Source organism: Archangium sp. (genome assembly GCF_036277355.1).
Taxonomy (GTDB): Bacteria; Myxococcota; Myxococcia; order Myxococcales; family Myxococcaceae; genus Archangium.
Genome location: NZ_DASUNC010000019.1, coordinates 160,719 through 178,382 on the forward strand (window position 1 = coordinate 160,719; position 17,664 = coordinate 178,382).

General features: G+C 68.6%; 15 protein-coding genes and 1 riboswitch. Of the genes, 7 read left to right on the top strand and 8 right to left on the bottom strand.

From position 1 onward, the window contains the following. Positions 1–73 precede the first annotated feature (73 nt). From VFZ09_RS05775 to VFZ09_RS05800, 6 genes are all read left to right on the top strand, one after another. Entirely contained in the window at positions 74–1,021 is a 948-nt protein-coding gene (locus VFZ09_RS05775; RefSeq protein ID WP_329726469.1) for a P-loop NTPase, read from the top strand. Next, positions 1,021–2,244, top strand: a complete 1,224-nt coding sequence (locus VFZ09_RS05780; protein ID WP_329726470.1) for a helix-turn-helix domain-containing protein — start codon at positions 1,021–1,023, stop codon at positions 2,242–2,244. The genes VFZ09_RS05775 and VFZ09_RS05780 overlap by 1 nt, the downstream gene beginning before the upstream one ends. 94 nt (positions 2,245–2,338) lie before the next feature. Further along, entirely contained in the window at positions 2,339–2,602 is a 264-nt protein-coding gene (locus tag VFZ09_RS05785; protein ID WP_047858179.1) for a hypothetical protein, read from the top strand. Continuing rightward, a complete protein-coding gene (locus VFZ09_RS05790; protein WP_329726498.1) occupies positions 2,596–3,597 on the top strand; it encodes an RluA family pseudouridine synthase in 1,002 nt (333 codons plus the stop codon). Before VFZ09_RS05785 ends, VFZ09_RS05790 begins: the two co-directional genes overlap by 7 nt. Positions 3,598–3,672: 75 nt before the next feature. Beyond that, positions 3,673–3,728, top strand: a riboswitch (guanidine-III (ykkC-III) riboswitch). A 16-nt stretch (positions 3,729–3,744) separates the two neighbouring features. Further along, on the top strand, positions 3,745–4,071 hold the full coding sequence (gene sugE, locus VFZ09_RS05795; protein WP_329726471.1) for a quaternary ammonium compound efflux SMR transporter SugE: 327 nt from the start codon (positions 3,745–3,747) through the stop codon (positions 4,069–4,071). Between the two features lie 54 nt (positions 4,072–4,125). After that, a complete protein-coding gene (locus VFZ09_RS05800; RefSeq protein ID WP_329726472.1) occupies positions 4,126–5,157 on the top strand; it encodes an NAD(P)/FAD-dependent oxidoreductase in 1,032 nt (343 codons plus the stop codon). Between the two features lie 18 nt (positions 5,158–5,175). Here the strand turns inward: VFZ09_RS05800 and VFZ09_RS05805 are convergent, their stop codons facing one another. Together VFZ09_RS05805 and VFZ09_RS05810 are read right to left on the bottom strand one after the other, a co-directional pair. Next, positions 5,176–6,495 (bottom strand): HD-GYP domain-containing protein, encoded by a 1,320-nt coding sequence (locus VFZ09_RS05805; RefSeq protein WP_329726473.1) that lies wholly within the window; start codon positions 6,493–6,495, stop codon positions 5,176–5,178. 5 nt (positions 6,496–6,500) lie between these two features. After that, positions 6,501–8,267 carry a HEAT repeat domain-containing protein gene (locus tag VFZ09_RS05810; RefSeq protein ID WP_329726474.1) on the bottom strand — a complete coding sequence of 589 codons (1,767 nt, stop codon included), beginning with the start codon at positions 8,265–8,267 and terminating at the stop codon, positions 6,501–6,503. Between the two features lie 278 nt (positions 8,268–8,545). Between VFZ09_RS05810 and VFZ09_RS05815 the strand changes: the two genes are divergently transcribed. Next, positions 8,546–9,190 (top strand): hypothetical protein, encoded by a 645-nt coding sequence (locus VFZ09_RS05815; protein WP_329726475.1) that lies wholly within the window; start codon positions 8,546–8,548, stop codon positions 9,188–9,190. A 30-nt stretch (positions 9,191–9,220) separates the two neighbouring features. Here VFZ09_RS05815 and VFZ09_RS05820 read toward each other — a convergent pair whose 3' ends face one another. From VFZ09_RS05820 to VFZ09_RS05845, 6 genes are all read right to left on the bottom strand, one after another. Then, positions 9,221–10,018: a hypothetical protein gene (locus VFZ09_RS05820; protein WP_329726476.1), complete on the bottom strand. Its 798-nt coding sequence runs from the start codon at positions 10,016–10,018 to the stop codon at positions 9,221–9,223. Continuing rightward, positions 10,015–10,761 carry a hypothetical protein gene (locus tag VFZ09_RS05825; protein WP_329726477.1) on the bottom strand — a complete coding sequence of 249 codons (747 nt, stop codon included), beginning with the start codon at positions 10,759–10,761 and terminating at the stop codon, positions 10,015–10,017. Before VFZ09_RS05825 ends, VFZ09_RS05820 begins: the two co-directional genes overlap by 4 nt. A 10-nt stretch (positions 10,762–10,771) precedes the next feature. Then, positions 10,772–13,243 carry an OPT family oligopeptide transporter gene (locus VFZ09_RS05830; protein WP_329726478.1) on the bottom strand — a complete coding sequence of 824 codons (2,472 nt, stop codon included), beginning with the start codon at positions 13,241–13,243 and terminating at the stop codon, positions 10,772–10,774. 168 nt (positions 13,244–13,411) lie between these two features. Further along, the gene (locus VFZ09_RS05835) at positions 13,412–14,302 is read right to left on the bottom strand and encodes an RNA polymerase factor sigma-32 (RefSeq protein WP_329726479.1); all 891 of its coding nucleotides are present in this window, start codon (positions 14,300–14,302) and stop codon (positions 13,412–13,414) included. A 405-nt stretch (positions 14,303–14,707) separates the two neighbouring features. Further along, the gene (locus VFZ09_RS05840; protein ID WP_329726480.1) at positions 14,708–16,741 is read right to left on the bottom strand and encodes a DUF3488 and transglutaminase-like domain-containing protein; all 2,034 of its coding nucleotides are present in this window, start codon (positions 16,739–16,741) and stop codon (positions 14,708–14,710) included. Then, positions 16,738–17,622, bottom strand: a complete 885-nt coding sequence (locus VFZ09_RS05845) for a DUF58 domain-containing protein (protein WP_329726499.1) — start codon at positions 17,620–17,622, stop codon at positions 16,738–16,740. Before VFZ09_RS05845 ends, VFZ09_RS05840 begins: the two co-directional genes overlap by 4 nt. Positions 17,623–17,664: the final 42 nt, after the last annotated feature.

Here is a 17,664-nt window from a genome sequence, read left to right on the forward strand (position 1 = left end):
TCCCCCCAGTCCCTCCTCCGCGTCGCAGCCCGCTCGTTCGTCCCCGCCCGCCCAATCGTCCGCGGGCGGGGCCGTGCGCACCGACCCCGAGTCTCCGGGGATCGTCGCGCGCAACCGCCCCCACCGCATCATCGCGGTGGGAGGCGGCAAGGGCGGTATCGGCAAGTCGCTCGTCTCCGCCAACCTCGGCGTCGCGCTGGCCCATCGAGGCCAACGCGTCCTGCTGGTGGATGCGGACCTGGGCGGCGCCAACCTGCACACCTGTCTGGGTGTCGCCCAACCCACGGCCACGTTGTCGGACTTCATGCTGCGCCCCAAGGCCCGGCTGGAGGACGTCATCGTGCCCACCGGCGTGGCCAACCTGTCGCTGATCGCCGGCGCGTTGGACGTGCTGGACGCCGCCAACATCAAGTACGCCCAGAAGCAGCGGTTGCTGCGCAGCCTGCAGACGCAGTCGGTGGACTACCTCATCATCGACCTGGGCGCCGGCTCCAGCTTCAACACGCTCGACTTCTTCATCATCGCCGACCACGGCGTGCTGGTGCTGCTGCCCGAGCCCACCTCGGTGGAGAACGCCTACCGCTTCATCAAGGCCGCCTTCTACCGGCGGCTCCAGCAGGTGGAGTCGCAGTACGGCATCGAGCGCCTGGTGGAGCGGGCCCTGTCCACCCGTGAGGGGGCCGCGCGCACGCCTCATCAGATCATCCAGCACGTGCGGCAGCAGAACGCCGCGCTCGCCGAGCGGCTCGAGAAGGAGCTGGCCGCCTTCCGCGTGAAGCTGGTGCTCAACCAGGCGCGCTCCGACGGGGACCTGAACGTGGGCGCCGCGGTGGTGTCCGCCTGGAAGAAGTTCTTCGGCCTGGAGATGGATGACCTGGGGGCCATCCGCTACGACGACGAGGCCTGGCGCGCGGTCCGCAAACGCCGGCCCATCGTCCTGGAGAAGCCCGACTCTCCCGCCGCCATCGGTATCCAGCGCATCGCCGATCGCCTGCTGGCGCTCGACGGGGTGACGGAGTGATGTCCGCCATGAAGCACTTCGAGCAACAGTCCTATTACGAGCTCCTGGAGGTGCCAGTCACCGCCTCGGAAGATCAGATCCTCGACGCCTACGCGCGCGCGATGGAGACGTACTCGCCCGACTCCATCGCCGTGTACACGCTGGCGGAGCCGGAGCAGCTCGAGGCCCTGCGCGAGCGGCTCACCCAGGCCATGGAAGTGCTCTGCGCGTTGGAGCAGCGCATCGAGTACGACCGGAAGATCGGCGTGACGCGCTCGGCCGAGGAGCTGGCCCGTCTGCGCACCGAGTCCCTCAAGCGCGCCGCGGAGTCCACCGCCGGCAGCGCCCCGGCGGAGCCCGTGGCCGAGGTGGAGCCCGAGGTCCAGGCCGCACCCGCCGCCGCGGAAGAGGAGCTGCCCGAGGCGGAGGTGGTGAGCGGAGAGGTGGTGGTGACCGAGGAGGTGGAGCCGGAGGCCGCCGGGCCCGTGGCCGAGGCGCAGCCTGGCGCCCAGGAGCTGGCCTCCGAGCCGCCCGCCGCCGTGATCCCGCCCGAGCCGGTGCCCGTTGCCGCTTCCGCCACCGCGGAGGCCCCGGCCTCGAACGTGGAGGCTCCGTCCGAGCCCGCCGCCGAGCCGGCCCCCCCGGCTCCCGCCGAGCCCACGCCGGCCGCCGTCCCGCGGGTGCCCCTGGCCGCGAAGCCGGGCTCCCGGTCGCTCACGCCCGCGCCCGTCTCGGGGCTCAAGCCGGCCATCCATGCCCGGCCCCTGGCTCCCATGACGCGCCACGGTGCGCCCATGCCGCCCCCGTTGCCGCCGCGCAATGGGGCCCGGGCTCCCGCCGCGCGTCCCAACGGCCAGCAGCTCGGCGAGGCCCCCGTGCTGGCGGAGGCCTCGGCCATCGCCAACGCCGAGTCGGCGCTCGCCCTCGCCTCCGCCAAGGCGCGCGACTCGCGCACCCGGCTCAAGACGGTGGTGGACATCCCCTCGGATGCCGAGTTCAACGGCGAGCTGCTGCGTCAGGTGCGCGAGGGCCGCAACCTGTCGCTGCAGATGCTGGCGGATCGCACGCGCATCTCGTCCCGCCACGTGGAGAACATCGAGGCGGACCGCTATGACATCCTCCCCGCGTCCGTCTATCTGCGCGGCATGTTGATGAGCATCGCTCGCGAGCTGGACCTGGATCCGCTCCGGGTGTCGAAGAGCTACATGGGGCTCGTCGCATCCGGTGAGAAAAAGAACCGCTGAGCCCCTCCCGGGGCCGTTCAAGCGTCTCCTCCAGGGGTCCTCGGGCTGTCTGCGAAGTTGACACCCTGGGGGGGCCTGCTTAGAAAGCTCCAGGATGACTGAAGAAGAAAAGATCAAGGCCATGCGGCTGGCCCGCGCGATTGCCTCGGATATCTCGCTCTACAACGAGCAGAAGATCATCAAGGGCATCGAGCAGGACAACCTCTTCGAGGTCCTCAAGGAGGAGCTCGAGGAGGGCCGGGAGCTCTACAAGAGCCGCGTCAGCCCGGAGATCTTCCAGAAGATGAATTTCTTCGAGCGGGCCATCAACGACATCGTGCTGCGCTCCAAGGCGCACGTGAAGTCGAAGATCTGGTGACCGCCGAGGCGCGAGAGCTCCGTGCCCCGCCCGAGGCCCGTGGCGAGCGGCTGGATCAGGTTCTCGCGCGCGCATTTGCCGATCTGACGCGCTCGCGCATCCAGGGCCTCATCGAGGCCGGGAACGCGCGAATCGACGGCAAGCCCGCCAAGGTGGCCCAGCGGCTGCGTGGCGGCGAGCTGCTCTCCCTCCAGATTCCCGCTCCCGTGGCGGCGGTGCCGGTGGCCGAGGAACTGCCGCTCGCGGTGCTGCACGAGGACCGGGATCTCGTCGTGGTGGACAAGGCGGCGGGGATGGTGGTGCACCCGGGAGCGGGCCATGCCTCGGGGACGCTGGTGAACGCGCTGCTGCACCGGGTGAAGGATCTGGCCGGAGTGGGCGGCGAGCTGCGTCCGGGGATCGTCCACCGGTTGGACAAGGACACCACGGGCTGCCTGGTGGTGGCCAAGCACGAGTCGGCCCTGGTGGGGCTGCAGAAGGCCTTCAAGACACGGGTGGTGGAGAAGACGTACCTGGCGCTCGTGCACGGGACGCCCAAGGCGGCCGAGGCGCGCATCGAGACGCTCTACGGCCGCCATCCGGTGCACCGCCAGCGCTTCACCGGGAAGGTGAAGGAGGGCAAGCCCGCCATCACCGTGTACCGCGTGCTCGAGGCGTTCGAGGATGCCGCGCTGGTGGAGGTGGATCTGCTCACCGGCCGGACGCATCAGATCCGCGTGCACCTGTCGGAGGCGGGGCACCCGCTGCTGTGTGACAGCGTGTACGGCGCGAGCCGCAAGGCGAAGGGGAAGGCGGCGGAGGCGGAGGAGGTGCTGGGCCGCCAGGCGCTGCACGCGTGGAAGCTGTCCTTCCCGCACCCGCGCACGGGCAAGGTGCTGCACGTGGAGGCGCCGCTGCCCGCGGACTTCACCGCCGCGCTGAAGGTGCTGCGCGCGAGCGGGGCGCCCACGGCCACGGCCACGGCGTCGTCGAAGGGCCGGGCCAGGAAGAGGTAGGCCCGGCCACGGGTTGTCCTGGACGCGAGGGGTGGGGCGAGGTTATCCCCCCTCCGTCTGGCGGGCTCGATGGGGAGCGCGCCAGGCCCGGACGAGGTGCGCCGTACCCGGTCACGACAAGACGACGCCTGAGAAGGAGTGTGCGTCATGGCGTGGGTTCTGCTCGTGGTCGCTGGGTTGCTCGAGACGTGCTGGGCCATCGGGCTCAAGTACACCGAGGGCTTCACCCGGCTCGTGCCTTCGGTGCTGACGGGGGTGGCCATCATCGCCAGCATGGTGCTGTTGGGGGTGGCGGCGAAGAGCCTGCCGATTGGCACCGCCTATGCAGTCTGGGTGGGAATCGGGGCATTGGGCGCGGCCGTGCTGGGCATCTTCCTGTTCCACGAGCCCGTCACCCCCGCGCGTGTCTTCTTCCTCGCGCTGATGCTGATCTCCATCATCGGCCTCAAGTTCACGAGCGGCGGGGAACACTGACCCCGAGCGGGAGGCGTGCGCCACGTGGAGGCTCGCGTTAGTGGAGGGGCCGCCATGGCTTCTTCGCTTCCCTCGGACTCCTCCCGCCCTTCGCGCACCGTGACGCCTCCCCGGGTGGCCATCATCGGCGCGGGCCTCGCGGGGCTCACGCTGGCCCGCTTCCTCACGGAGACCGGTTTCCCGGTGAAGGTGTTCGACAAGGGCCGGGGCCCCGCGGGCCGCATGTCCACCCGCCGTGAGGACGGTGGCGGCACCTTCGACCACGGGGCCCAGTACTTCACCGCGAGGGACCCGGGCTTCCAGCGCATGGTGGGCACCTGGGTGGAGCAGGGCCTCGTCGCCGGGTGGCGCGGGCGCTTCGGCTCGCTGGAGCACGGCACGGTGACTCCCGAGACCGAGGGCCCCGTGCGCTACGTGGGCGTGCCCGGGATGAATGCCGTGGCGCGTCAGCTCGCCTCGGGCGTGGACCTGCGGTGCGGCGTGCGGGTGGAGCACGTCCGGCGGGAGGCGGAGGCCTGGGCCCTCTCGTCCGAGTCGGGCGAGGCCCTTGGGACCTTCGATGTGGTGGTGGCCGCCGTTCCCGCGCCGCAGGCCGTTCCGCTGCTCTCCGGGGCTCCCGAACTGGCGGCTCGCGCGGCCGGGGTCCGCATGGAGCCGTGCTGGGCCGTGATGGCGAGCTTCGATGCCCCCGTGCCCCTGCCGCTCGATGGGGTGTTCATCCACGGCTCGCCCCTGTCCTGGGCCGCGCGCGACAGCAGCAAGCCGGGCCGGCCTCCGGGGGAGCGGTGGGTGATTCACGCCTCTCCCGAGTTCACCCGCGCGCACCTGGAGGAGACGCCCGAGGCCGTGGCGCCGCGGATCCTCGAGGCGTTCGCCCGTGCGGCCGGTGTGGAGATTCGTCCTCGGGAGGCCAGGGCCCACCGCTGGCGCTACGCCCGGGCCGAGCCCGCACTCACGGAAGGGGCGCTGTTCGACGAGCGCACGGGCCTGGGGGCCTGCGGCGACTGGTGCGCGGGCTCCCGCGTCGAGGGGGCCTTCGTGAGCGCCGTGGCGGTGTCACGGCGGATCGCGCTCATGGCACGGTGAGGCAGAGGGAGGCGGCGGCTACACGCCTCCGAGCGTCATCGACTGCTGCCGCCGGCTCAGCACCTTCACCGGCTGGATGGCCATCACGCGCATGAAGACCTGGAGCAGCTCCGGGTCGAACTTGTGGCGCATCTCCGTCCACATCAGCATCAGCGCCACCTCGGGGCCGTAGGCGTCGCGGTAGGGCCGCCTCGACGTCAGCGCGTCGTACGCATCACAGATGGCGAGGATCTTCGCGTACACCCCGAGGTTCGTCTTCGGGATGATCATCTCGATGTTGCCCCGGCCGTCCCGCACCGCCGTGCCGAAGTCCGCCTTGTGCTCGAACGTCGTCACCACGCGCAGCAGCGTCGAGCGCGTGAAGCCCTTCTCCATCAGGATGTTGCGGATGGAGATGAGCGGTGCCTTCTGGATGAGCGCCTTCTCCTCGGCGCTCAGCGCGCCCTTCTTGGTGGACAGCTCCTCGGGCAGCATCGCCATGCCCGCGTCGTGGAAGAGCGCCGTGTAGCCCAGGTCGCGCAGCTGCGCCTTGGTCAGCCCCAGCTCCATGCCGAACACGATGCTCATCAGGCACACGTTCACCTGATGGTAGACGAGGTAGTCCACCTCGCTCTTCTTGAGCGTGGTCATCCCCAGGAAGTGCGTCTTCTGCTCGAAGGAGATGTCCACGAAGTCCTGGACGATCCGCAGCGCCTTCGCCGTGTTCATCGGCTTGCCGGCCTGCACCGACTCCAGGTACTTCGACAGGAAGAACACCGCGCGCGAGTACACCGTCATCGCGTACTTCTTGCGGTCCACCTTCTGATCATCCGGGTTGGCCAGCTCGTCCCGGTTGAGCTTCTCCTTGAGCTTGGAGAAGCGGGTGACCTTCATGTTGAGCAGCTTGCGGCCCGCCAGCCCCTCCTCCTCCGCCTGCGCCGACTGATCCTTGCTGAAGATCCAGATGAAGTTCTTCAGGTCCGGCACCGTGACGGGCTTGTTCAGCGAGATGCCGCCCACGTCCTTGGCCCGCATCTCCCCCAGCAGGTAGCGCTGGTTGTCGATGGAGTTCAGGTCCACCTTCACCAGCATGTTGTTGAGGTAGAAGGAGTCCTTGACGCCCACCAGCTCCAGCCGGCCTTCCTTGGAGATGATCTGGTTGACGATGCCCTGCAGCTGCAGCAGTGGCTTCTCGAAGACGGCGTTCTCCGGATCGTACATCTTCACCGAGCGGATCAGCATGTACAGGCCCGACACGAGCCCGCGCGCCAGCGTCTGCAGCTTCTCCGAGTAGCCGCGGCCGAACTCGCCGACGTTCTCTTCCTGGGCCTGGGTGACCTTCAACGGGTTGTCCAGCATGGGGTTCAGGCCTCCTCGGTGGTGGACGTCTCGCCGAACAGCGTCTTCTTCGTCTGGTACATGGCCTTGCGCGCGGCGTTGAGCACCTCGACGGGCTGGTTCTTGTCCTCCACCACGCCCTGCAAGGCCTTGTACGAGGGAATGGAGCACGCACCCGCCAGCCCGGCGATGGCCAGCAGCTTGTCCTCCAGCACCTTCTTCTTGTTGAGCAGCGTGGACTTCACCGCGATGATCTGCAGCAGCATCGAGATGGCCCCCGGCAGCCCCGTGGCGCCCAGCGCCGTGTAGAAGGCCGTGCGCTCCTCGATGCTCTTCTTCTCGAAGTTCGGATCCTTCATCAGCCGCACCAGGTCCACGTAGGCCTTGTCGCGGTCGAACTCCGGCAGCAGCCGGGCCGCCAGCATGCGCACCTGGGCGGCGGGATCGTTGATCGCCTCGAGGATGAGCTTGCGCGCCTCGGGGGTGCGGCCGCGGGCGATGATGTTCATCACCTCCAGCTTCACCGCGAGGTTCTTGTTGAGCAGCACCAGGCCGAACATCTTCACCCGCTCCGGGTGGTTGCTCTTCTCCAGGATGTAGACCATGTCGCGCACGGTCTGCGGCCGCTCGGACTCCAACCGCTGCACGAAGGGCTGCGGGTTCTCCTGCGCGAAGCGCGCCAGCGCGTCACACACCAGCAGGCGGTTCTCCGGGATCTCGATCGTCTCCAGCGCGTTGAGCAGCGTGAACACGGTGGAGGCATCCAGCGCCTGCAGGTAGCGGGTGATGTCCACCGGGTGCCGCGGGCGCGTCGTCTTGAGCATCTCCGCCAGCCGCATCACCCGCTGCTCCTCGCCCATCTTCAGGACGAAGTGCTCCAGCAGCGAGCCGATGCTGCTTCCCGGTGCGCGCTGCGACATGGAGCGCAGCTTGAGGACCATCTGGTTGATGGTGGCGTAGTCGTCCTGGATGAGCATGGCATCCAGCAACTGCACGAAGACCTCCTCGAGCAGCGCCGTGTCGTCCACGCCGCCCTCGATCACCTGGAAGATGGCGCTCACCAGCTTGGGGAAGAGCCGGGCGTTCTCCTCCTCGGCGATCTCCCGCTGGAGCCGGGCCTTGAGATCGTCCGAGGCGTAGTTGCCGGCCACCACCAGGCCGCGCATCTGCTCCACGCCATCCAGCTTGGAGTCCAGATCCTCCGCGTTCACGCGGGCGAAGCGCAGGAAGTCGTCCGAGTTCGTCTTGAGGCGCGAGTAGAGGTAGCCGACGACCTTGTCGACCTCGACCTCGATCTCCTGCTCGGAGACCTCGTCCATCTTGAAGCCTTCGACGACGACGTACTCGACGTGCTCCAGGCCCGCGCGCCACAGCTGGGCGAGCACGTCCTCGGCGCCGCGCTCGGGCTCGGAGAGGGCGATGAGCGTGAACGTCACCAGCTCCGCGACGGTGAGGCCCGGCCGGAAGATGAGCTGGCGGATGCCGTCCCGGAAGAACTTGTAGGGCAGCGGCGTGTCCTCGGAGAAGGTGGGCTCGCCGTGCAGCATGAAGTTCTGCTGCTCCACCTTGAGCGACAGCGGGCCGTGCTTGTCCGTGTACGCGGCGAGCGCCTCGGTGGCCCGCGAGAGGAACTCGGGGAAGCGGGCCTCGTTGTGCCGGTACATGCCGATCTGCTTGATGCCCTTGAGCAGATGGAAGGTGAAGTTGCGCGCCGCCTCCAGCTTCTCCTCGACGGCCGGGTCCGTCGTGGGGGCCTGGGAGGCTTGACTGGCGTTCTGTGCCTGGAGGGCCATGACGTCCTTGGATGGGCGAGCGGGGGAGAGGGGGAGTTCAGTCTACCCCGTTTCTTCCCGTTTCGCCTCCCTGGAAAACGTCAGGAACCCGGGGGGTTTGCCCACCGCTGTGTCCAGTACGGGTTACTCCGCGTGTAGGGTCTGTGCACCCCTCCTGCTCCAGGCGGGTGGGCCATGGCGGAGACGTTGGGAGGAGCCCACACTGTGGGAGCGTGCGGGCGGCGGCTTCCGGACGGGGCTTGGAGGAACACGTGGATGGGGCGTAGGAGAGAGGAGCCATGACAACCGCCGGAAACATCATGCGGAGCCGGGCCCTGCTGGTCAGCGAGGGCCTGCACTACACCCCGGGATACGTGCAGGGCCACCGCGTCGTCTCGATGCGGGGCGAGGGCTTCATCGGGGTGGCCGCGGCGCTGAGTGCGTCCGAGTACGTCGTGCTGTTGCTGCCGGGAGTCACGCTGCTGCGCGAGCGCAAGCCGGACACGAGCGTGGGGGAGGCCCTGTTCTGCGAGGCCCAGGTGCAGCGGGGCCCGGTGGTGCTCACCATCAACGTGGCCTGGCGTGAGTCGGCGGCCACGCCCCAGCAGTGGCGCGACACCTTCGCGGAGGACCTGGACCTCGAGCGGCAGTCGGCCGCGTTCCGGGACAAGCTGGAGTTCGTGGACGTGCCCGAGGCGTTCCAGCACCTGCCGGATCGCGTCGTGCGCCGCTACGTGCCGAAGTCGAACCCCGCGCGGCTGTTCCAGGACGTCTGGCTCGGAGCGTCGCGCATCAACTTCGAGCTCATGGCCTCCGTGGACAACCCCAACGAGGCCGCGCCGCGGGGCCTGGATCCGCTCATCGAGCAGGCCGAGGTCTTCGTGGATAGGGATCTCATCCGCTCCTGGCCGGGCGTCGAGGCGGGGCCCATGAAGGAGCCGTGAAGCGAGTGCGAGAAGCGGGTCCTTGGAGGGTTACTTCTCCTCGCGCTTCCTGCCACGGCTGAGCCGTTCTTCTCCCGCCTGTCTTTCCCGTGCCAGGTCGTCGACCAGGGTGAACGGGTAGATGGCCCGGTGGTCCACGTTCTTCCAGTAGGCCGCCACATGGTGCTTGCCGCCGATGGTGATGAAGGCGTGCCTTGGCGGCTCGGCGAGGGCCGCGAGCCAGGCTTCGGCCTGCTCGCGCGTGTCGAACGCGGCGATTACCGGTGGAAGACCTTTTTCCAAGCGGTCTTCGATGAACTCGGCCACGACAGGGATGGGAATGAAAGGCCATTCCCTGTCTTCGCGACTCGCCCACACCACATGGTATTCATTACCAATCAGTACCCGGGCTTTGTAGGGAGGAACGGGCTGCTGCTCCAACCAGAACTCTGCTTCCTCGAGTGTCTCGAACGCGGCGATGACGGGTGGAAGCGTGTGACTTCGCCAGTAGCCCAGGTAGTCCTCGAGTCCCTCGTGTTGGCCAGAAGCCTCGATGAAGAGGAGTGCGTCGCTTGCAGCCCGCAGTGTTTCCTTGTCTTCGGCTGACTGGGTCTGGGTTCGCTGTTTCTCGAGGTATTGAATCACGTCAGCGAAGGACAATGACTGTACATGGCCTGGCTGCAGGCCCTTGCGGAAATCCTCGAAACGGTAGATCTGTCCGGTGTTGGAGAGAAACGCCACTGTGCCGCTGGCGATTTCCAGGAGCTTTCGTTCCTCGTCGGAGCGGCTGTTGCGTCGACGTTCGAGGAGCAGGAGAACCGCGTCGCCAAGAGGGTTGTCGGAGCTCATTGAAACGCTCCCGCGAGATGGGAATCGGCGGGAACCTCGGGCGACGTCAGGAGAAGGGCAGGGGCCAGTATCAGGATCCCCCCGCTGCTCATGACAACGTAGAACACCACGCCCGTGATGATGACAGCGGTACCCACTGCGATCTCCTCCTTGTGGCGTTTCAGCCAATCGACAGCTTCACCGGCTGCTCTGAATTCAAGGGCTTCCGCAGTCTGTCGATTGAGTTTTCTACGGCACTCTTCGCTCTCCTTGCGACACTCATCCGTGCAATACGCCTTCAGGGCTGCTCGAACACTCTTGTAGCTGGAAATGTAGTGCTCGGCATGAGGTGGAAGAGGGCTTCCATTGCACCTCTTCATGCATTGATTCCATACTGCAAGACAGGTATCACCAATCTGGTCGTCATCCATTGACGTGCTTGTGCGCTTGACCTCGCCGCCGAAACCTACCGGCCCAAACTGGTACTGATACTGCTTCAGGTCGAAGTCCTCGAGTGGCCTCCAGTCGTGCGTCACCCGCCCGTCCGGCGTCTCCTGGAGAACGAGCACGAACCTGCCCAGGTCATGCGGACCCGTAGGACTCCGGGCCGTCGTTACGGGCTTCGTCACGGTGCAGGAGACGAGGAGGAGACCGAGGCTCGACGCCGCGAGCTTCCTCAAGAATGTGCTAACGCTCATCGCGCGCGTATAGGGCAAGGACTGATTCATGTCCAAGGACAACGCGTGAAGGTCCGTGCTCCTCATGCCGTGCGCGCTACTTCGCGGGCCGGGCCTGCGCGCCGCTCTCGCCCTTGAGGCCCGTGAAGAGCAGCAGGACGGTGAGCACGGCGAAGAAGCCCAGGCCCCACAGGTTGGACTCCTGCAGGACGCGTGAGAACGGTGTGTCGCCGAGCAGCCCCGGAATGTCGATGGCGCGCGTCCAGGCGCCATCGCTGGCGATCTCCAGGAAGGCGATGAGCACGCCCGCGATGGCTCCTCCCGCGATGTAGCCCGAGGAGAGCAGGGTGCCGGGGGAGAACTCGGACTCGGCGGCGGTGCCCCCGCGCACCTTGTCCACCACGTAGCGCACCATGCCGCCCACGAAGATGGGCGCGGTGCTGGAGATGGGCAGGTACACGCCCACCGAGAAGGGCAGCGACGACACGCCGCACAGCTCCAACATCAGTGCGATGAAGGCGCCCACCAGCACCAGATCCCACGGCAGCTTCTGCGTGAGGATGCCGTCGATGATGAGAGCGAAGAGCTGTGCCTTGGGCGCGGGGTAGCGGGTGAGTTGAACACCCTCGTAGCTGGTGATGCGGCCGCCGATGCCCGGGTCCACCACGTAGTGGATGGCTCCCGCCTCATCCACCAGGTACGTGCCCGTGGGCACCGGCGTGTCCGCGCCTCGCACGTAACCCACGCGCCAGGTGCGCTCGGGGCCCGGCGTCACCGTGCCGAGCTCCGACACCTTCACCGTCTGTCCCGACGCCAGCCGCACCTCCGTGGCCGCTACCCGTTCCACCGGCTGCGCGTTCCAGCTTCGCAGCTCGGGAGCGCCTCCCAGTCCCTGCGCCACCTCGAGGCCCTGCTTCCACAAGGGGCCCTTCAGCTCGGCCAGCTTCACGCCCCTCGCCGCCAGCGCCTGCTCCGACACGCTCCACGGGTACGTGTGCTGCGTGCGTGTCTTATCGCCCACCACGCTCACCGTCTGGCCCGGGTGTGTCTCCGGGATGATGGTGGTGGCGCCCCGGTTGAGCACCACCAGCACCAGTCCGATGAGCAGCGAGCTGGTGAGCACTCCCACGAAGAGGGCGATCTGCTGCCGCCGTGGCGTGCCACCCACCAGGAAGGCCGTCTTCAAGTCCTGCGCCGTGGTGCCGCCGTTGGAAGCCGCGATGCCCACGATGGCCGCCGTGGTGAGCGCCATGAAGCGATCCTCGGCGCTCGTCCACCCCAGCATCAGGTACACGAGGCACGTGAGCAGCAGCGTGGCCACCACCATGCCGGAGATGGGATTGGACGAGGAGCCGATCTCTCCCGTGATTCGCGCGCTCACCGTCACGAAGAAGAAGCCGCACACGACGATGAGCAACGCGGAGACGAGGTTGACCTGCAGCGGCGGCGCCAGCCAGATGGTCAGCACGAGCAGCGCGCTGCCCGCCAGCACCACGGTGATGGGCAGGTCCTGCTCGGTGCGCAGCAGCACGGGTCCCGCCTCCTTGCGCCGCGAGGCCAGGAAGGTGTCCAGCCCGCGCCGGAAGGCATTGAGGATGGTGGGCAGCGAGCGGATGAGGCTGATGAGCCCTCCCGTGGCCACCGCGCCCGCGCCGATGTACAGCACGTACGCGTCCCGCACCGTGTCCGGATCCATGTCCCGGATGAGCGTGCCATCCGGCCGCAGCAGCGGTTGCTCGAGCCCACTGCCGAAGAAGGTGATGAGCGGAATCAGGATGAGGTAGCTGAGCACGCCGCCCGCGAAGGTGATGGACGCCACCTGGGGGCCGATGATGTAGCCCACGCCGAGCAGCTCCGGGCTCACCTCCATGGACACCGAGCCGCCCGTGTAGCCCGCCCGCTGCGCCACCCCGGCCGCCGTCGTCTTCACCCAGCTCAACGCCGTGCCCACCACCTCCTTGAAGAGGTGCAGGCCCGCGTAGGCGAACTTGTAGAGCCCTCCCACCCCGAAGCCGAGCACCACCGTCCGGGCGTTCGTCCCGCCCTCCTCGCCCACGACGAGCACGTCCGCCGCGGCGGTACCCTCGGGGTAGGTGAGCTTGCCGTGCTCGTGGACGATGAGGCCCTCGCGCAGCGGAATCATCATCAGCACGCCCAGCACGCCGCCCAGCGACGCCACCAGGAAGGCGTGCATCAGATCGATGTCGTAGCCCAGCAGCAGCAGCGCGGGCAGCGCCGCGGCCACTCCGAAGGCGAGCGACTCGCCGGCCGAGCCCACCGTCTGCACGATGGTGTTCTCCAGGATGTTGGAGCGGCCCAGTGCCCGGAAGATGGCGATGGACAGCACCGCCACCGGAATGGAGGCGGACACCGTCAGGCCCACCTTCACCGCCAGGTACACCGACGACGCCCCGAACACGATGCCCAGCACCGAGCCGAGCGCCAGGCCGCGCAGCGTCAGCTCCGGCCGCGACTCGGTGGCCGGCACGTAGGGTTGGTGGACCAGGGGCGTGGCCGCCTGGGCGACGGGGACGCGATCCTCGGAGATCGGCGGTTGGCCGTGGGACAAGGGAGCGCTCCTCACTGCGAGGGAAGCGGCCCTTCTAGCAGACGGGCGGGCCCCTGCATCGACGCTCGCCACCCATGTGCGGCCCTGAAAACACGAAGGCGCCCCCACCGCGAACGGTGGAGACGCCTCGGGTGCTTCACCGGGGATCCTCTCGGGTCCCCTCTGGCGCTACTGCATGGACGCGGCGGTGTCCGGATCCACCTCGGCCATCAGCGCGGCCAGCTCGGCCTTGAGCTTGTCCTTGGCGCGGATCTCCAGCTGGCGGGCGCGCTCGCGCGAGAAGCCGAAGTGCTCGCCCAGCTCCTTGAGCGTCATGGGGCGCTCGTTCATCACGCGCTGCTCGATGATGAAGCGCTCGCGCGGATCCAGCCGCATCAGCGCCGTGCGCACCCGGGCGTTGATGAGGCCCGCCTCCTCCTTGTCCGCGAACTCGTCGTCCTGCGGCGCGCTCGCGCTCACCACGAAGTCCACGTGGCTGTTGCCCCCGTCCTCGCCCATCGGCGCGTCCAGCGACAAGTCCCGGCCGCCCATGCGCTGCTCCATCTCGCGCACCTCGCCGGGCTTCACGTGCAGCCGCTTGGCGATGTCATCCACGTTCACCACCGAGCCGTCCGCGTCCCCGAGCTTCTCCAGCTCGCGGCGCGTGCGCGCCAGACTGAAGAACAGCTTGCGCTGGGCCTGCGTCGTCCCGAGCTTCACCAGCGACCAGCTCTTGAGGATGTAGTTCTGGATGTACGCGCGGATCCACCACACCGCGTAGGAGATGAGGCGGATGCCCTTGTCCGGGTCGAACTTCTGCACCGCCTTCATCAAGCCGATGTTCCCCTCCTGGATGAGGTCGGACATCTTGATGCCGTAGGAGCGGTACTCGTAGGCCACCTTCACCACGAAGCGCAGGTTGCTCGTCACCAGCCGGTGGCCCGCGGCGAGGTCGCCCTTGATGAACCGGCGGGCCAGGGCCTGCTCCTCTTCTACCGAGAGCAGGGCGTACTGGTTGATCTCCGACAGGTACATGGCCAGCGAGCCCGAGTTGGACGACTGCTCAGTAGAGAGCTGCATGGTTTCTCCCGAGTGACCCCGTGCCGGGGCCGGTGAGAAGTGATTTGGAACCGCGTGACAACCTGATGGAGGGTGGCTAGAGCAACGGGTGTGCCACGGCCTCACGCGGGAATTCGCCAGTCGCAACGCATACTTGGCCGATGCGAGCGCACGACGGTGGACGGAAGTCCGTAAGCGTTACAGCGCCGGTCCGCTTCCACCGGGCGAGAGGGGCTGAAAAGAATGCGCCTCGATTCTCAAATGACCTCCTGAGCCCCCGTCCGCAAGTGAACTGCGGGGCAGGGGAGACGGGGGACTGTCATCGTCCCCTTCGTCCCAACGGGTAATAAGGAGGCCCCTTGCCGCTGGCCGGAGAAGCCCTCGTGCCCCGCCGGAGAGCAGGCGGGTGGACGGGCGCTCTCCGCCTCAGGACGCCCGGGCGCGCGGGGTCTGCTGCTGCTGCTTGTGCACCTCGACGCTGTGCTTCAGCTCCTTGAGGAGCCGGGCCGACTCACCGGGCCGCAGCGGACGCTGGCCGAAGCGGGCCTCGAGGTAGCGGCGCGTGAGCGGCGACACCGCCGGGGCCAGCGGGTGCGCCTCCCGGGTGAGCCGCGCCGACACGTCCTCGAGCGTCTCGCCGTCCCGTGCTCGCACGCCCGCCGACGACAGTTGGCGCTCCACCGAGTCCACGAAGCGCGTGGCCTCGAGCACCGGGGCCCGGGCCTTGCGCCGCGACAGGTACCTCCATGTCCAGTAGACGGCCGCGCCGGCCAGGGCCGCCGTCAGCCAGGCGCGCAGCGGTGGCAGCTGGGTCCGCTCCTTGCCCGGCTCGTTGCGCGGCGGACGCGACATGTCCCGCAGGAAGTTCATCTGGTCGCGGAACGAGTAGTCGACGACGGACGTACGCCACATGCCCTCGATGGCCTCGTAGAGGGAGACGAGTGACTCCAGCAGCTCCAGCGACTGGTTGGCGCGGTACGCGGCGGGCGTGGCGTCCACCGTGACGAAGCCACGCCCGGGCACCAGCACGTGCGTCCACGCGTGGGCATCTCCGGCGCGCACGAGGTACTCGTCTCCCACGCGCTCGCCGCCGAAGAAGCCCGTGGCGAGCCGGGCCTCGAAGCCCTGGGTGCGCAGCATCAGCGTGAGCGCCGTGGCGAAGTGCTCGCAGTGGCCCGCCTTGCGCACGAAGAGGAACTCCATCAGCGGATCCGCCACGTCCCCGCCCAGCTCCAGCGTGTACGTGTACTCGCGCTGCAGCCAGCTGGAGAGCTTCTGGGCCGCGGCCAGTGGATCCGTCTCGTTGCCCACCACCTGGTGCGCCAGCTCCTCGATGCGTGGATCGATCTTCTCGGGCAGGGCCAGGAGCTGATCCATCTCCTTCTGATCCAGCTTGCCCGGATCCGTGTCCACGCCCGGGGGCACGCTGTACACCTCGTACGAGTACCCGAGCCCCTCCTCCACGAAGCGCAGCTCGTCGCCGCCCAGCTCCTGCAGCTGCATGCGCCGGTCGCCGGTGGGCGTGTGCATGAGGGCGTTGCCCAGCTTGGCCGGTGTCTCCAAGGCGATCAGCGTGCGGGCGCCATAGGCGGGCAGCAGCTCGATCCGCTGGTACACCTGCTTCTCCGCGCCCGGGCGCAGCGTCACGCGCGTGCGGCGGCGCTTGCTGGGCGCGCCGATCGTCGACCACTCCTGGCCGTTGAAGGTGTCGTAGGTGCGGCCCAGCCAATAGGAATCGAGCCGCTGGGCGCCTGGATCCGGCGTCAGCTTCGCCCGCAGCACCACGCGGGGGTTGCTCTTGAGGGTGCCCGAGCCGCCCAGGCGCACGGTGTCCGAGAAGCCGCTGGTGGCCGGTCCGAGCCCGGGGGTGGCCCGGCGCACGCCCATGTTCCAGTTGAGGCGCGGGAAGAGGACGAAGAAGGCCACCGCGCCGGCCATGGCGATGAGCACGCCCATGAACAACGGGCGCAGCACGTGGCGCACCGGCACGGGCTCGCCCGGGGGCACCGCGGCCTCCACCACCGCGAGTCCCAGCGACAGGCTCGCCAGCACGGCGAAGGCCAGCAGACACACGGCGAAGAGCAATTCACCGGAGAGCGCCGCGCCACCGGCGATCATCAACAGGCCGGCCAGCAGCACCTGTCCGTCCGTGGCGGGGTTGGTCTCCGACAGCAGCCGCTGCGAGGCGACGAGGCCCGCGAAGGAGCAGGCGGCCACCACGAGATCCATCTGCCCCGCGGCCACGGCCAGGTAGAGCGCGCCCGCCAGGGGCACGAGGAGGATCGCCGTCAGCCGGGGCGCGCGGGCGAAGGGCCGCCGGCCCATCAGCGACACGAGCACCGCCACGAGCACGAGCCCGAGCGCCCACGCGGGCACCTGGCCGGACACGGCCATGGAGGCGAAGGCCGCCGCGGTGCCCAGGTCTCTCAGGATGAGGCGCAACCGGTTGGGCCGCGTCATGCCGCTTCCTCCCGTTGCTCCTCGAAGCCGAGCCACGCCAGGGCCCGGAGGATGGCGCGCTCCTGCCCGCTGCCCGCGCCCGGACGCAGCCGCTGCTGGGGCAGCTCCAGCCCCACCTCGTGGCCGGCCTCGAGCAGCCGGTGGGCCTGCTCCGCCACCTCCTCGCAGCGCTGCTCCAGCGCGTCACCCGTCAGCCCGGACTGCACGCCGAGGATGTACGTGCGGCGCTCCTCGCGCTCGCGCTCCACCTTGAGCAGCTTGCCCACCGAGGCGCTCTTCAACCAATGCACGCGCCGGGCGTCCTCGTGCTCGCTCAGCTCGCGCAGGCCCGCGATGTCTCCGGTGCCGTCCATCCGGTGGGGGTTGTTGGCCTCGCCCACGTGCCCCACGGCGGCCTCGCCCGGATCCGCGCAGGCGAAGCCCCGCCGCGGATAGACGAGCAGGGTGCCCTCCAACGCGACGACGCGCGTCTTGGCGAACAGACCCAGCGGCCACGTGGTGGTGATGCGCACGCCCGTCAGCTTCACCGGGCCACGGCGGGGCGCGGTGAGATCGGCGCGCACCACGTGCTCGGCGCCCGCGGGCAGGTAGCCCACGCCGCCCTCGCCGGTGAGGGGCGAGTCCACCTCGGACAGGGTGAGGGCGAAGGCGTGGCCCTGGCGGCGGGAGATTCCCCAGCGGAAGGCGAAGGGCTCTCCCGCGAAGGCTCCGTCCGTGCCGACGCGCCGCACCGTCAGATCCTTGATGCAGCGCTCGGACAGCACGCCGGAGAGGATGATGACGCTCAGCAACAACCCCAGCACGAGGTAGAGGAGGTTGTTGCCGGTGTTGAGGGCGCCGATGCCCACGCCGAACGTCACGACGAGGTAGGTGCGTCCCATGCGCGTCACCTTGAGGGTGCGCGGCGGGCGGAGGGCGGCCTT

Bases quoted from the DNA above. Each gene is read 5' to 3' on its own strand.
- VFZ09_RS05815 (WP_329726475.1), top strand. From the start codon at position 8,546: ATGACAACCGCCGGAAACATCATGCGGAGCCGGGCCCTGCTGGTCAGC.
- VFZ09_RS05840 (WP_329726480.1), bottom strand. From the start codon at position 16,741: ATGACGCGGCCCAACCGGTTGCGCCTCATCCTGAGAGACCTGGGCACC.
- sugE (WP_329726471.1), top strand. From the start codon at position 3,745: ATGGCGTGGGTTCTGCTCGTGGTCGCTGGGTTGCTCGAGACGTGCTGG.
- VFZ09_RS05780 (WP_329726470.1), top strand. From the start codon at position 1,021: ATGTCCGCCATGAAGCACTTCGAGCAACAGTCCTATTACGAGCTCCTG.
- VFZ09_RS05835 (WP_329726479.1), bottom strand. From the start codon at position 14,302: ATGCAGCTCTCTACTGAGCAGTCGTCCAACTCGGGCTCGCTGGCCATG.
- VFZ09_RS05825 (WP_329726477.1), bottom strand. From the start codon at position 10,761: ATGAGGAGCACGGACCTTCACGCGTTGTCCTTGGACATGAATCAGTCC.
- VFZ09_RS05810 (WP_329726474.1), bottom strand. From the start codon at position 8,267: ATGGCCCTCCAGGCACAGAACGCCAGTCAAGCCTCCCAGGCCCCCACG.
- VFZ09_RS05820 (WP_329726476.1), bottom strand. From the start codon at position 10,018: ATGAGCTCCGACAACCCTCTTGGCGACGCGGTTCTCCTGCTCCTCGAA.
- VFZ09_RS05785 (WP_047858179.1), top strand. From the start codon at position 2,339: ATGACTGAAGAAGAAAAGATCAAGGCCATGCGGCTGGCCCGCGCGATT.
- VFZ09_RS05800 (WP_329726472.1), top strand. From the start codon at position 4,126: ATGGCTTCTTCGCTTCCCTCGGACTCCTCCCGCCCTTCGCGCACCGTG.
- VFZ09_RS05805 (WP_329726473.1), bottom strand. From the start codon at position 6,495: ATGCTGGACAACCCGTTGAAGGTCACCCAGGCCCAGGAAGAGAACGTC.
- VFZ09_RS05845 (WP_329726499.1), bottom strand. From the start codon at position 17,622: ATGGGACGCACCTACCTCGTCGTGACGTTCGGCGTGGGCATCGGCGCC.